The following is a 13,933-nucleotide window of genomic DNA, read 5'->3' on the forward strand; positions in this document are numbered from 1 at the left end:
CGCGGCGCGCACCGCCGAAGGCGACGTCGAAGCCGTACTGGTCGAGCGCCTGCTTGAGGCCCTCGGTCTTCATGATGTCGGTGTGGATCGCCGAGCCGTGGGTGAAGGGGTTGATGTCCTTCTCCACGCCCTCGGGGTTGATGTGCACCAGCAGGTCCATGCCTGTCTGCTGGGCCATGCGGTCGCGGAAGCGATACATCTCCTGGAATTTCCAGCGCGTATCGACGTGCAGCAGCGGAAACGGCGGCACGGCCGGGTAGAAGGCCTTCATCGCCAGGTGCAGCATCACCGCGCTGTCCTTGCCGACCGAATACAGCATGACCGGCTTGTCGGCTTCGGCGACGACCTCGCGCAGGATGTGGATGCTTTCGGCTTCGAGCCGTTGCAGGTGGGTCAGGCTGCTCGCTGCGGGACTGTGCATGGGCATCGGTCGCTCTGTTCGGTTCTGGACGTTGAGCGCGCACTTCACCCTCAGCCATTCATGCCTGCTCCGGGGCAGGCACGGAGGAAACTGCAACAGGGCCATGTTCCAGCGTGCGCGAAGACGATGCAATATATCGCCGAAGGCTAGACTATGCCACTCGACATCACCCATGCCCCTTGCCTGGAGTCCGCCCGTGACCTTGCCACCGCTCGCCCCGCTACTCGAACGCCTTGTGCCGATCATCCGTGCTGCCGGCGATGTCGTGATGAAGGTCTACGCGACCGATTTCGCCGTACGTGGCAAGGACGACGCCTCTCCGGTGACCGAAGCCGACGAGCGCGCCGAGGCGCTGATCCTGCCTGCCCTTCAGGACCTGCTGCCCGGCGTGCCGGTGGTGGCGGAGGAGGCTGTCGCTGCAGGACGAGTACCCGAATTCGGCCGCCACTTCTGGCTGGTGGACCCGCTCGATGGCACCAAGGAATTCATCGGCCGCAACGGCGAGTTCACCGTCAACGTCGCACTCATCGAGGACGGCAACCCGGTGCTGGGAGCCGTGCTCGCGCCCGCACTCGACCGCCTTTTCCTCGGCGCCCACGGCGTGGGCGCATTCATTGAGGAAGGCGGCGCACGCAGTCCGATCCGCTGCCGGCATAGCCCTGCGGCGGGGCTCACGGTCGTTGCCAGCCGCTCGCACGGCGATGCTGCGGCGCTCGACGCCTTCCTTGCCGGTCGTCCGGTTGCTGCGCTGAAAAGCGCGGGTTCTTCGCTCAAGCTCTGCCTCATCGCCAACGGCGAAGCCGACCTCTATCCGCGCCTGGGCCGTACCATGGAATGGGACATCGCCGCCGGACACGCCGTGCTGGCAGCTGCCGGCGGCAAGGTACGCACGCTCGCCGGCGACGCGCTGCGCTACGGCAAGCCTGGCCTGGACAACCCGCACTTCGTCGCCAGCGGCCTGGACTGAGCGGCCACCGCGACCCACGCATGACAGCTCACCTCGTCCTCGGCTCGATCGGTCTCCTGCTGGCGCTGCTGATTCACGGCCGGATCAGCCCGGCGATCCTGTTCGCGAGTTGGGCCGGCATCTACCACCTGCTCGGTCTGGCCAGCCAGCAGGCCCTGCTGTCGAGCTTCTCTAACCCGGCGCTGGCCACCCTGATCCTGCTGCTGCTGGTATCGCTGGCACTGGAGCGCTCTCCCTTCCTCGACCTGCTCTCCCAGCTCCTGCTCAAGGGGCGCACCCGCCTGGCGACCCTCAAGCTGGCCACTTTCAGCAGCCTTGCCTCGGCCTTCATGAACAACACGGCGGTGGTCGGCGCCTTGCTCGGCACCATCACCCAGCAGCGCCGGCACCCGGCCTCGAAGCTGCTGATTCCACTCTCCTACGCATCGATCCTTGGCGGCATCACCACCCTGGTGGGCACCTCGACCAACCTGGTGGTTAACTCCTTCGTCGTCGAAGCTGGCCTGCCGGCCTTGCACATGTTCCAGTTCACGCTGGTCGGCCTGCCGGTGGCGCTTGCCTGCATTGCGGTGCTCACGCTCAGCGCCCGCCTGCTGCCTGCGAACGCCTCGACCGGCAACGATGTACGCTCGGCCTACTTCCTCGAGGCCCGCGTCATGCCCGGCTCGCCGATGATCGGCCGCAGCATCGAGCACAACCGACTGCGCAACCTCGAGGGACTGTTCCTGCTCGAGATCGAGCGTGAGGGTCGGCTGATCTCGCCCGTCGGGCCAGCCGAACTGCTGCACGCCGGCGATGTACTGGTATTCACGGGCGAGGTGGACAAGGTGCAGGCCCTGCAGCGCTTCTCCGGCCTGGCGGTGTTCGGTGCCGGCGCCGACGCGCTGCTCAAGTCCAACCTGGTGGAGGTCGTGCTGTCGAGCGAGTCGGACCTGGCCAACCGCACGCTGCGCGACGTCGATTTCCGCACCATGTTCGACGCCGGCGTGGTAGGCATTCGCCGCGGCGACAAGCGCCTCACCGGCCAGCTCGGCCGCATTCCGCTGCGCGTGGGCGACAGCCTGCTGCTGGCGGCGGGGCCGGACTTCTTCCAGCATCGCAACCTCGACCGCAACTTCCACGTACTCAACGGCTCGGGCGTACGCCCGAAGATGAGCCCTGCGCAGAGCACGGCCGCGCTGACGGGCTTCGCGCTCGCAATCGTGCTATCGGCGGCGGGCGTGCTGCCGCTGTTCTCGGGGCTGTTGCTGCTGCTCGCCGGCCTGCTCGCCAGCGGCCTGCTGACCCTGGGCGAAATGCGCCGGCGATTTCCTTTCGAGCTGCTGGTGGTGATCGGCTCGGCGCTGACGATCGCCGGAGTCGTCGAACGCTCGGGCGCCGCTGCACTGATGGCGGGCTGGATGCGCGCCCTGTTCGATGGCTACGGCGTGTATGCAGCACTGGTCGGTGTATATCTGATCACCATGGTGCTCACCGAGCTTGTCACCAACAATGCGGCGGCAGCCCTCGCGTTTCCGATCGCGCTGGGTACGGCGCGTGCGTTCGGCGTCGATCCGACGCCATTCATCATGGTGGTGGCCTATGGCGCCAGCGCCGGTTTTCTGATCCCTTTCGGCTACCAGACTCACCTGATGGTGTATTCGGCCGGCCGCTACCGCATGCGCGACTTCCTGCGCGCAGGCTTGCCGGTGAGCCTGACCTATGCTGCGGTTGTGCTTGCCCTGGTGCCGGTGTTCTTCCCGTTCAGGCCGTCGTAGCCGGCACGCCGAACGATCGCCTCAGCCCTGCTGACGGGCGGTGAGGCGTTCCACGAAGTCGACCACGGTGGCCACCGACGCAAACGAATTGCCATCGACCTCGTCGTCGGGGACCTCGATACCGAAGCGGGCTTCGATCTCATGGATCACGGCGATCACGGCCATCGAGTCAAGCTCGGGCAGATCGCCAAGCAAGGGCGTGTCGGCGCTGAAGCCCAGGGCGCGACCATCGAGGCTGAGCACCTCGTCCAGCAGCGCCAGCACTTCCTTCAGAATCTGTTCTGACATCTTCTCTCCCTTGCGGACCACGCGCGCACACGGCAAGCCAGCGCGAAAACGCGCGCATTATACTTCCGCATCCGGTGCGAATTGCGCACTGCGACAATTCAGACTCATTCAAAAAGAGCAGCAATGCACGCCAGGCACCTCCTTCATCATCTCGTTTCCGCCCCAGCCGTACACGCCCCGGAGCGCATTGCACTCGTCAGCGGCTCGCAGCACATCAGCTATGGCGCACTGCAGACGAGCATCGACGGCTTTGCAGGCGGCTTGGCAGGGCTGGGCCTGGCGCGCGCCGAACGGGTCGCGATCTACCTCGACAAGCGCCCGGAGTTCGTCGCCGCCGCCTTTGGCTGCAGCGCCGCCGGCGGAGTGTTCGTGCCGGTCAACCCCATCCTCAAGGCCGATCAGGTCGGGCACATCCTGCACGACTGCACCGTCCGCGTCCTGGTCACCACGCCAGAACGCTTCGGCGCCCTGCGCGCCACGCTGGCAGCTTGCCACGACCTGCGTCATGTCGTGCTGGTCGGTCGCCCCGCAGAGCGTCCGCAGCTCGACGGCCTGTCGCTACACCTTTGGGACGAGCTCGTGGCCGCCCCGTCCATGGCCGGGCACCGCGTCATCGACACCGACATGGCGGCCATCCTGTACACCTCGGGCAGCACCGGGCGACCAAAGGGCGTGGTGCTCGCGCATCGCAACATGATGGCGGGCGCGCGCAGCGTTGCCTCTTACCTCGGCAACCACGCCGACGACACCCTGCTCGCCGCGCTGCCGCTGTCCTTCGACGCCGGCCTGTCGCAGCTCACCACTGCCTTCCATGCCGGTGCCCGCGTGGTGCTGCTCAACTACCTCATGCCGCGCGATGTGCTCAAGGCGGTCGAGCGCGAGCGCGTGACCGGACTCACCGCAGTACCACCGCTGTGGATACAACTGGCACAGCTTGAATGGCCCGCCGGTGTCAGCGAGCACCTGCGCTACTTCGCCAACACAGGCGGGCGCATGCCACTCGACACCCTCACCCGCCTGCGCGCGCAGCTACCTGCAAGCAGTCCCTTCCTGATGTACGGGCTCACCGAGGCATTCCGCGCGACCTACCTGCCACCCGAGGAGATCGACCGCCGCCCCGACTCCATCGGCAAGGCCATCCCCGATACCGAGGTGCTGGTGTTGCGCGAGGACGGCAGCGAATGCGCCCCCAACGAGCCTGGCGAACTGGTGCAACGCGGCGCGCTGGTAGCGATGGGGTACTGGAACGACCCCGAGCGCACCGCCGAACGTTTCCGCCCCCTGCCGCCGCGCGCGCCCGGACGCGAGCCCGGCCTGGTGCTACCGGAGATTGCCGTGTTCTCGGGCGATACGGTACGCCGCGACGAGGACGGATTCCTCTACTTCATCGGCCGCCGCGACGAGATGATCAAGACCTCGGGCTACCGCGTGAGCCCCACCGAGATCGAGGAGATCCTCTACGCCACCGGCATGGTCGGCGAGTGCGTCGCCTTCGGCCAGCCGCACCCCACGCTGGGCCAGGGCATCGCCGTGATCGCAACCCCCCTGCCCGGTACCACCCTCGATACCGCGGCACTGCTAGCCGAGTGCCGCGCACGCATGCCCGCCTACATGGTGCCGACACGCATCGAGCTGCGCTCCGGTCCGCTGCCGCGCAACCCGAATGGCAAGCTCGACCGCAAGGCGCTCAGCGCTGACTGAGCTGCCACCCTCCTGCCAACCGCATCGCCACTGACACCGCCATGCCCGCCTCCACTCCTGCCGCCAAAGCCTCGCCCGTACACGCCGCCATGGACCAGTTCGCGGTGCGCGACGGCGAACTCCTGGTCGGCGGCATCCCGCTACGCAGGCTCGCCGCCCGCGTAGGCAGCACCCCTTTTTACGCCTACGATCGCACGCTGCTGAGCGCGCGCGTGGCACAACTGCGCAGCGCCCTGCCCACGGGGATCGAGCTGCATTACGCGATGAAGGCCAACCCGATGCCGGCGCTGGTCGGCCACATGGCGCCCCTCGTCGACGGCATCGACGTCGCCTCGGCGGGCGAGCTGAAGATAGCGCTCGACGCCGGCACCGACCCCGGGTGCATCAGTTTTGCCGGGCCGGGCAAGCGCGACGCCGAACTGCGCCAGGCGGTCGCTGCCGGCATCCTGATCAATGTCGAGTCCTTCCGCGAGCTCGCGGTGCTGGCCGAAGCCTCGCAGGCGCTTGGGGTGCCGGCACGCGTCGCCGTACGCGTCAATCCGGACTTCGAGCTCAAGTCATCGGGGATGAAGATGGGCGGCGGCCCCAAGCCCTTCGGCGTCGATGCCGAGCAGGTACCGGCACTGCTGCAGGCGATAGGCAGGGCGGAGCTCGCCTTCGAGGGCTTTCATCTCTTCGCCGGTTCGCAGAACCTGAAGGCGGAGGCCATCGTCGAGGCCCAGCAGAAGAGCTTCGCGCTCGCCCTTCGCCTGGCCGAGCACGCACCGGGGCCGGTGCGCACGCTCAATCTCGGCGGCGGCCTCGGCATCCCCTACTTTCCTGGCGAGCAGCGCCTGGATCTCGCCCCCATCGGGGCAGCGCTGGGCGACATCGTGGCCGAGGCAGCGACCGCGCTGCCCGGGGCAGCCATCGTGCTGGAACTCGGCCGCTACCTCGTCGGCGAGGCAGGGATCTACGTGTGCCGCATCACCGACATCAAGGTCTCGCGCGGCCACACCTACCTGGTCACCGACGGCGGGCTGCATCACCACCTTTCGGCCAGCGGCAACTTCGGCCAGGTGCTGCGCAAGAACTACCCCGTGACGATAGGCACCCGCATGGGCGAGCCTGCGGCCGAGGCCGTGTCAGTGGTCGGCCCGCTCTGTACGCCGCTCGACCTCATCGCCGAGCGCATGGCTCTGCCGCAGGCCGCGGAAGGCGACCTGGTGGTGGTGTTCCAGTCCGGTGCCTACGGTGCATCAGCCAGCCCACAGGCCTTCCTCGGCCACCCAGGCGTAGCCGAGGTTCTGGTATAGCGGCGCCGGCGTGGGTCAGAAACCGCAGGACTGCTGGCCGGGCCGCACCGTGGCGTCGTGCACCTCGTCGCCATTGCAGAAGCTGTAAAGCCCGCCACCGTTGCTGACGACGCGGTAGGTGTAGGTGCCACCGGAGCCGTAGTTGTAGACCATGCGCGCGTTGGCGCCCGTGCCAGTCACGCTCCAGGAACCGACCTGCTTGGTCGGGTCGACCGCGTCGGTGGGCCCCTTCTTCCAGTCGATGAGCGCACCGCCCGCCTGGTGGAACTCCTGCCAGCGATTGCTGCCTCGTACCGCGCAGACGGTGTTGCCGGGGAAGGTGCCGTTCAATTCCGTATGATTCATCGTGCTGTTGGCCGGGCATGCCGCGAGCGCCTGGCCCGAGCCCACTACACCAAGGACCGCGAACGCGGCCGCCGCACATTTGAATGCCTTCATGTCTGCTCCCTCGTGAGTTCGGATCGCGCCGGGTCTGGCGTCAATTTTCAAGATAGCAGTTTGCAGCGCGGCGTACGACAATTGAACCTCAACGCCGCAGGAAAAAGATCACACGATGCACGATCCGCGCTCCGCCGCCCCCGCCAGGGCCTGGCAGCACGCCCGAATCGCCCTGCTGTGGGCGGTTTTCGTCGCCTACGGCAGCCTGGTGCCGCTGGAGTACCGCCCACGCGAGGACGCCTGGCAGGCATTCATGAACACCCCCTGGCTGGACCTGGGAGTAGGCTCGCGTGCAGACTGGGTGGCCAACATCCTGCTGTACATCGTGCTCGCCTACTTCGCCACCGGCGCAGTGTGGGCGAGCCGGATGGGACGTGCGGCCCGCGTGCTCGTGCTCATGGTGGTCGTCACGGCAATCCTGGCGATGGCCGTGGGCATCGAGTACCTGCAGTTGTTCTTTCCGCCGCGAACGGTCTCGCGCAACGACCTGCTCGCGGAGGGCCTGGGCACCGGGCTGGGGCTGGCGCTTTGGTTCGTCGCCGGGCAGCGCATCGCCGGGCTGTGGCAGCGCTTCGTCCATGGCGGAGCGCACAGTCTGCTCGCCGTGCTGGCACTGTACGCCCTCGGCTACCTCGGCTTGAGCTTCTTTCCCTACGACTTCCTCGTCAGCAGCCAAGAGGTTGCGGCCAAGCTCGCCCGCCCCGACAGCCTCAGCCTTGGCCCAGGGCTGTCCTGCGGTGCAGCCTTCACCTGCGGGGTGAAGTTGCTGGTGGAGGCCGTGCTGATGGTCCCCGTCGGGCTGCTGCTGGCGCTCGGCCTGAAGGCGCGCTCGCCCGGCCGGCGCAGTCCCGGCCTTGTCACCGGAGTCGTGGCGGGCGCCGCCGTCGGGCTGCTCATCGAGGCAGTGCAGATCGTGCTCGCCTCGGGCACCACCCAGGGCATCTCCATCCTCACCCGCGCGCTCGGCATGGCTTGGGGGGTGGCACTCGCGCGCAGCCATCCGCTGCAGTGGCTGCACTACTCGCCCGCCCGGCTGTTACGCTGGAGCCTGCTCCTGAGCCCCGTCTACCTTGCCTTGGTGCTGGCACTCCACGAAGTGCTGCCGCTGGCGCTCCAGCCTGCCTGGGCAGCCACGGAGAAGCTCGAGACGCTGCGCTTCCTGCCTTTCTATTACCACTACTACACCACCGAGACGGCCGCGGTGCGCAGCCTGCTCTTCGTCCTGGGGAGCTACGCGCCAATCGGCCTGGTCGCCGCACTCGCCTTCCCCCGCCTGCAACCGGGGGCAATGATCCTCGCCGTGCTCGTGGCGCTCGCGCTGTGTTTCGGCGTCGAGGTATTGAAGCTCTTCACCGTGGGCAAGAAGCCCGATCCGACCAATCTGCTGATCGCCGCGAGCAGCGCCTGGTTCATGCACTGGGTCGCCAGCCGCATCCTCGCGCTGATGCAGGCCCACGCGACCACGTCCCACGCCACCGCACACGCTGAGGGCCTTGGTTACCCCGCACGCACCGCAAGCGCGGACTGGCGCAAGGCCCTACTGGTCGGTGTGCTGCCGGCAGCCCTGATCATTGCCGGTGTGGCGCTGACCGTACCCGATGCGCCGCCTGCCGCCGGCGCGAACACGCCCAGCGTCACGTACCCGCCACCGTCGGCGCTACCAAGGCCGCAGTTGCCCGGCTTTCGCATGGCGCACCCCCGCCTGCCACATCCGTCTCCCGCCGACATCGCCACCCTGCGCGCTAGGAACCCGCGCTTTCTGGAGCAGTTGTCCTCTGCCGCACGCAACAATCCCAATGCCATCAACGCCATCATGCAGGCGGGCTTCATCCAGCCGGGGGTGTTCAACCTCGCACCCCTGCACGCGAGACTGATGGAAACGCGCTTCGTCGACCGCGGACACGGCCAGGTCATGCCACTGGCAATCGCCTACGACTGGCTGCACGACCAATGGACGGCAGCCGAGCGCGACGCCCTGCGCGACAAGCTCGCCGAAGGCTGCGACTATCTCATCGACGTCATCCGCCGCGACCAGCTGTCGCCCTACAACGCCTTCCTCTACAACGCACCGCTGCAGGCGTTGATGGCATGCAGCATTGCGCTCTACGGCGACCACCCGCGTGGTGAAGCGCACATGAGCTTCACTCACGAACTCTGGAAGAACCGCGTGCTGCCGGTGTGGCGCCAGGTTTTCGGCAACAGCGGCGGCTGGCACGAGGGCGGCGAATACGTCGCGGTAGGCATCGGCCAGGCCATCCACACCCTGCCCGCGCTATGGCGCGCAGCAACGGGCGAGGACCTCTTCGCCAGCGAGCCAGGCATCCGCGGCTTCCTCGACTTTCTTGTCTACCGCACCCGCCCCGACGGCACCCACATGCGCTGGGGCGACGGCGCCTGGTTCAATCGCCACCCCAGCGATGCGGCAGCTCTGGCGCTGGAGTTCCGCCACGCCGCAGCCTATTCGCTGGTCCCGCCAAAGGGCGGCCCGGTGCCAACGGGCTGGCCCTGGGGTCCGCTGTCGGACGATGGCCTCTTCGACCCGCAAGCCGTCGCGCGCCTGCCACTGGCCAAGCTCTTCGACGGCATCGGCATGCTCATCGCCCGCAGCGACTGGAGCGAGCACGCAACCTGGGTGAGCTTCAAGGCGGGTGACAACTTCTGGTCGCACAGCCATCTCGACCAGGGCGCCTTCACAATCTACAGCGGCGGCCCACTTGCCATCGACAGCGGCTGGTACGGCCCGGCCTACGGGTCGGAACACCACATGAACTACGCCTACCAGAGCATCGCCCACAACCTCGTCACCGTCACCGACCCTGCCGACAACCAGCCGGGCCCTGGTTTCGACCACGCCAACCCGCGCCACTACGCCAACGACGGCGGTCAACGCCGCATCGGGTCGGGCTGGGGCGTCGACGGCGCACCGCTCGACACCAAGCAATGGGCACAGCGGCGCGAGACCTACCACACCGGCCGCATCGTCGCGCACGTGGCCGAGGACGACCTGGCAGTCGCCGTTGCCGACATCACACCGGCCTACACCAACAGTCAGTCGGGCCGAGGCAGCTTTGCCGACCGCACCCGGCGCGTGGAGCGCATATGGCGGGTATTCGGCTACGACCGCATCAACAACGCAGTGGTCGTATTCGACGATGTCGTCGCAACCCGGGCCGAGTTCCGCAAGCGCTGGCTGCTGCACTCGATCGAGCCTCCCATTCTCGGCCCCGACCGCTTCGACCTCTTCATCCCGGCCAATCAGAACCCAGGACGCAGTGGCGGTCGCCTGCACGGCTACGTGCTGCTGCCACGCGAGCCGATGCTCAACAGCATCGGCGGACCCGGCTTCGAGTTCTTCGTGGACGGCCGCAACTACGATCAGGACGGCAGCGCACAAGCGGCCATCGCCCAACTCGGCCACGGCCGCGCCGAGCCTGGGGCCTGGCGGATCGAGCTGATGCCACTGCGCGACGCTCGCGAGGACCAGTTCCTGGTCGTCATGTTCCCAACCGCAGCGGGCGCCAGCCCCGCCGCCAGCGTTCGCCGTATCGAAGCCGATGGCCGCATCGGCGCCGAAATCGCAGGCCCCGAGCGCACCACGCGCTGGTGGTTCACGCCTGGCCAGCTCGGCGCCACCGTCGAGGTCGTCGGCGGTAGCACGCACCACCTCAACGAGTAGCACGTGTGCCGCATTGGGACAGACGTGCGGCGGTTTGCTGCAAGCGCGGCGCCAGCCGCGAGCTTCTCGTCGTCCCGCCCCAGCCCCATCGCCTTCAACCCCTCGCGGCTCGCGCCGCTCCCACTGGGGAGCGAGCCGCGTTGGGCTTGCTGTAGGAGCGGCGCCAGCCGCGAGCTTCTCGTCGCCCCACCCCAGCCCCATCGCCTTCGACCCCTCGCGGCTCGCGCCGCTCCCACTGGGGGAGCGAGCCGCGTTGGGCTTGCTGTAGGAGCGGCGCCAGCCGCGAGCTTCTCGTCGCCCCACCCCAGCCCCATCGCCTTCAACCACTCGCGGCTGGCGCTGCTCGTACGGGGGCTCTCGACAGCCGGCCCCGGGGAAACTGGAAGTACAATAGCGGCTCGATGCGTCCAATGAAGCACCTGCCGAATGACCGCCATGCCCGATCCTGACGCCATCCGCCACGCACTGCGGCGGGTGATCGACCCCGAAGTCGGAATGAACATTGTCGATCTGGGGCTCATCTACCGCATCGAGTGCGGACCGGGAACGGTCCACATCGACATGACCATGACCTCGCCGGCATGTCCGTTGGCCGACGTGATCCTGGACGAGATCGACGCGGTTCTCGATCCGCTGCTGCCGCCCGAGATCGATATTCGCGTCGATGTGGTGTGGGAGCCGCCGTGGAGCCCAGACATGATGGCCTCCGACGCCCGCGACCACTTCGGCTGGAACAGATGACCGCACTGCCGGCGCCGGCGCGCATCCCGCTGCTCATCCTCGGTCTCGCGGCGCTGCTCACGGGCGTGCTCGCCGGACTCGCCCGACTGGGCGTGGACGTTCCCAGTATCGCTGCCACCCAGGCCGGCACGCATGCGGCCTTGATGATCTGCGCGTTCTTCGGCACCGTCATCAGCCTGGAGCGCGCAGTCGCGCTCGACGGGCTGTCGGCCTATCTCGGCCCAGCCGCCGCGGGTACAGGCGGCGTGCTGCTCATCGCCGGCGCCCCGCTATGGGTGCCGCAGTCGCTCTTCGTTGGTGCGGCGCTGGTGCTGCTGCTCGGTAGTTTTCAGGTCATGCAGCGTCAGTTTGCGCTCTTCACCGTCATGCTTGCGCTGGGTGCGGTGTGCTGGCTGCTGGGCAATCTGGTGTGGTTCGTCAACGGCGACCTGCAAGGGGCGGTGCCATTCTGGCTGGCCTTCCTGGTCGTTACCATCGCAGGCGAACGCCTGGAGCTCACGCGTTTCCTGCCCGTGCGCCGCGCCGCCGCACCGAGCTTCATCGCCCTTTCGTGCCTGGTCCTCGGCGGCATGCTGTTCACGCCCGTCGAACCGGAGCACGGGCGCATCGCCTTTGCCGCCGGCCTGCTCGCACTGGCGGCATGGCTGCTGCGCTACGACATCGCCCGCCACAACGCGAGTCAGCAAGGCCTCACGCGCTTCATCGCGATCTGCCTGCTGTCGGGCTATGTGTGGCTTGCCACCGGGGCGATTGCCGGGCTGGCTGGCGGCTTCACCCCTGGGCATGCGCTCTACGACGCCGCCATGCATGCCGTAGCGCTGGGCTTCGTGTTTGCCATGGTGTTCGGCCACGCACCAATCATCTTCCCCGCGGTGGTGAAGGTGAAGATTCCCTACCACGCGGCCTTCTACCTGCCGCTGACGCTGCTGCACATCTCGCTCGTCCTGCGCGTGTTCGGCGACGTGGTCGACAGCCTCGCACTGCGCCAGTCGGGCGCAATTGCCAATGCGGCGACGCTGGCGGTGTTCATTGCCACGATGCTGTTAAGCGTGGCGCGCGGAGCATGGCAACCCGCCAGGAGCAAACGCAGCAGGGCACGCCTCACGCCAGGCGGCTGAGCCTGCCGGCAACGCCAGGGGCGTGAAATCGTTCCACGCCTGCACCACACCATTCGTCTAACCTCGCGGGACATCTGCATGGGCCGGCGTGGTCTTCCACGCTCGACGCCCGGCTCCGAACCATGCGCGACGCAGCATTCGTCCCGCCCGACGACAAGACACGGTGATGCCGGCTCGACAAGAGAAAATCAAGATCTGCTTCGTGACCGGCAGTGCGGGCGACTGGGGCGGCGCCAGCCGCGTGCTGTACACGAATCTTCGCCACATCGACCGCAGCCGCATCGAACCGATCCTGCTGCTGCCGCGTGACGGCCCCATCGTCGCCGAACTGAACCGCCTCGGCCTGCGCCATCACATCTGGGGCAGTCCGACTGAGCCTGGTCAGCGGCTCGGCTTCGCACGCAACCTGGTACGCGCGATCAGGCTTTTCCGGCGCGAGAAGGTGCGGCTGGTTCACTTCAATAATCGCCCGTGGCGATCGGCCGAAGCCCTCGCCGCACGTTTGCTTGGCATCCCGATCCTGCTCCATTTCCATGTGGTGAATGAAGCCATCAGCCCGGTGGTGCGCTGGGCAAGAGGCGTAGTCGTGGTGTCCAGGTTCGTGGGCCAGGCCTCGGTGCCTGCGGCTCTGCCCAAGCATGTCGTACACAACCCCGTCGACCTGCAGCGCTTCCGACTTGGCCGCTCGATACGCGAAGCACAAGGCATCGAAGCAGGTCGAGTCGTGGTGAGCTTTGTCGGGCAGATCCGCGACATCAAGGGCGTGCAGGACTTCATCGCCATGGCACGCCTGATCAAGGCCCCCGATCTCGTCTTCCTGATTGCCGGCGAGTGCCGGGACCCCAAGGTCTTCCCTGGCGCCTACAGCGAGCACGACGTGCAGGGGATGGCCGGGGGCGATCCGCGCATCCGCTACCTCGGCTACATCACGCGGGTCGAAGACGTCTACACGAGTTCCGACATCGTCGTCGTCCCGTCACGCTGGCAGGAGCCCCTGGGGCTGATCGCGATCGAGGCAGGCGCCTGCCGCAAGCCGGTGATCGCGACCCGCGTCGGCGGCCTGCCGGAGATCATCGATGACGGCCGCACGGGCTGTCTGGTGGCCCCGGAATCCCCGCACGAACTGGCCGAGGCCGTCGAGCGCCTCGTTGCCGACCCCGACGCCAGGCATGCGATGGGAGAGGCCGCGTACCTGCGCATCACGCAGCACTTTGCCGAGCAACCCGTCGCTGCATTCGAGGAGGTGCTCGTACGCCATGCGGCAGGCACACTGTCATGACGGCGGAAAGGTCGTCCTCTACCGCGCAGACGCTCGACATCAGCAACCGTGATGCCATAATTCACGGCTGCGTCATGACGATGCGGGCACAATGCGCTCCGCAACATCGGAGCCCTGCATGAATGGCATTACCTCCGTAGAGCAGCTCGTGCAGCCCCATCCGGTCGCGTGCAGGCGCTTCAAGCGGCGCTTGCCTGCATGCGACCGTCACTTTATTGATCCGCAGCGATTCGCAGCTTTTGCCGGCCGCGC

The 13,933-nt window shown here is 67.4% G+C and carries 11 protein-coding genes; 8 read left to right on the forward strand and 3 right to left on the reverse strand.

Features of this window, described 5'->3' with window-relative positions:
- A partial coding sequence (gene cysD / locus P7F68_RS14095) for a sulfate adenylyltransferase subunit CysD (RefSeq protein WP_277834068.1) occupies window positions 1-427 on the reverse strand: 427 nt, incomplete at its 3' end.
- A 166-nt stretch (window positions 428-593) separates the two neighbouring features.
- On the opposite strand from cysD, the gene cysQ reads away from it, so the two are divergent.
- On the forward strand, window positions 594-1,388 hold the full coding sequence (gene cysQ, locus P7F68_RS14100) for a 3'(2'),5'-bisphosphate nucleotidase CysQ (protein WP_051018834.1): 795 nt from the start codon (window positions 594-596) through the stop codon (window positions 1,386-1,388).
- Between the two features lie 20 nt (window positions 1,389-1,408).
- Complete coding sequence (locus tag P7F68_RS14105; protein ID WP_002943229.1) at window positions 1,409-3,145, forward strand: SLC13 family permease; 1,737 nt, start codon at window positions 1,409-1,411, stop codon at window positions 3,143-3,145.
- Between the two features lie 21 nt (window positions 3,146-3,166).
- Here P7F68_RS14105 and P7F68_RS14110 read toward each other — a convergent pair whose 3' ends face one another.
- Window positions 3,167-3,433: an acyl carrier protein gene (locus P7F68_RS14110; RefSeq protein ID WP_002926828.1), complete on the reverse strand. Its 267-nt coding sequence runs from the start codon at window positions 3,431-3,433 to the stop codon at window positions 3,167-3,169.
- A 123-nt stretch (window positions 3,434-3,556) separates the two neighbouring features.
- On the opposite strand from P7F68_RS14110, the gene P7F68_RS14115 reads away from it, so the two are divergent.
- Window positions 3,557-5,134, forward strand: a complete 1,578-nt coding sequence (locus tag P7F68_RS14115; RefSeq protein WP_002943224.1) for an acyl-CoA ligase (AMP-forming), exosortase A system-associated — start codon at window positions 3,557-3,559, stop codon at window positions 5,132-5,134.
- A gap of 41 nt (window positions 5,135-5,175) precedes the next feature.
- Window positions 5,176-6,429 carry a pyridoxal-dependent decarboxylase, exosortase A system-associated gene (locus tag P7F68_RS14120; RefSeq protein ID WP_422126334.1) on the forward strand — a complete coding sequence of 418 codons (1,254 nt, stop codon included), beginning with the start codon at window positions 5,176-5,178 and terminating at the stop codon, window positions 6,427-6,429.
- Window positions 6,430-6,444: 15 nt separating this feature from the next.
- On the opposite strand, the gene P7F68_RS14125 is transcribed toward P7F68_RS14120, so the two are convergent.
- Complete coding sequence (locus P7F68_RS14125) at window positions 6,445-6,867, reverse strand: hypothetical protein (protein WP_002943215.1); 423 nt, start codon at window positions 6,865-6,867, stop codon at window positions 6,445-6,447.
- Between the two features lie 115 nt (window positions 6,868-6,982).
- On the opposite strand from P7F68_RS14125, the gene P7F68_RS14130 reads away from it, so the two are divergent.
- From P7F68_RS14130 to P7F68_RS14145, 4 genes are all read left to right on the forward strand, one after another.
- Window positions 6,983-10,543 carry a VanZ family protein gene (locus P7F68_RS14130; protein ID WP_277834076.1) on the forward strand — a complete coding sequence of 1,187 codons (3,561 nt, stop codon included), beginning with the start codon at window positions 6,983-6,985 and terminating at the stop codon, window positions 10,541-10,543.
- Window positions 10,544-10,969: 426 nt separating this feature from the next.
- A complete protein-coding gene (locus P7F68_RS14135; protein WP_002926836.1) occupies window positions 10,970-11,284 on the forward strand; it encodes a metal-sulfur cluster assembly factor in 315 nt (104 codons plus the stop codon).
- Complete coding sequence (locus tag P7F68_RS14140; protein ID WP_002936210.1) at window positions 11,281-12,402, forward strand: hypothetical protein; 1,122 nt, start codon at window positions 11,281-11,283, stop codon at window positions 12,400-12,402. Before P7F68_RS14135 ends, P7F68_RS14140 begins: the two co-directional genes overlap by 4 nt.
- A 166-nt stretch (window positions 12,403-12,568) precedes the next feature.
- Window positions 12,569-13,681, forward strand: coding sequence for a glycosyltransferase family 4 protein (locus tag P7F68_RS14145; protein ID WP_002936212.1), 1,113 nt, complete (start codon window positions 12,569-12,571; stop codon window positions 13,679-13,681).
- Window positions 13,682-13,933: the final 252 nt, after the last annotated feature.

It is taken from the genome of Thauera mechernichensis, from assembly GCF_029588855.1.
In the GTDB taxonomy this organism is placed as follows: Bacteria; Pseudomonadota; Gammaproteobacteria; order Burkholderiales; family Rhodocyclaceae; genus Thauera; species Thauera mechernichensis.

What these genes read in the sequence shown, in the direction of transcription:
- cysQ (WP_051018834.1), top strand. Translation starts at nt 594, where the DNA reads ATGCCCCTTGCCTGGAGTCCGCCCGTGACCTTGCCACCGCTCGCCCCG.
- P7F68_RS14105 (WP_002943229.1), top strand. Translation starts at nt 1,409, where the DNA reads ATGACAGCTCACCTCGTCCTCGGCTCGATCGGTCTCCTGCTGGCGCTG.
- P7F68_RS14110 (WP_002926828.1), bottom strand. Translation starts at nt 3,433, where the DNA reads ATGTCAGAACAGATTCTGAAGGAAGTGCTGGCGCTGCTGGACGAGGTG.
- P7F68_RS14115 (WP_002943224.1), top strand. Translation starts at nt 3,557, where the DNA reads ATGCACGCCAGGCACCTCCTTCATCATCTCGTTTCCGCCCCAGCCGTA.
- P7F68_RS14120 (WP_422126334.1), top strand. Translation starts at nt 5,176, where the DNA reads ATGCCCGCCTCCACTCCTGCCGCCAAAGCCTCGCCCGTACACGCCGCC.
- P7F68_RS14125 (WP_002943215.1), bottom strand. Translation starts at nt 6,867, where the DNA reads ATGAAGGCATTCAAATGTGCGGCGGCCGCGTTCGCGGTCCTTGGTGTA.
- P7F68_RS14130 (WP_277834076.1), top strand. Translation starts at nt 6,983, where the DNA reads ATGCACGATCCGCGCTCCGCCGCCCCCGCCAGGGCCTGGCAGCACGCC.
- P7F68_RS14135 (WP_002926836.1), top strand. Translation starts at nt 10,970, where the DNA reads ATGACCGCCATGCCCGATCCTGACGCCATCCGCCACGCACTGCGGCGG.
- P7F68_RS14140 (WP_002936210.1), top strand. Translation starts at nt 11,281, where the DNA reads ATGACCGCACTGCCGGCGCCGGCGCGCATCCCGCTGCTCATCCTCGGT.
- P7F68_RS14145 (WP_002936212.1), top strand. Translation starts at nt 12,569, where the DNA reads ATGCCGGCTCGACAAGAGAAAATCAAGATCTGCTTCGTGACCGGCAGT.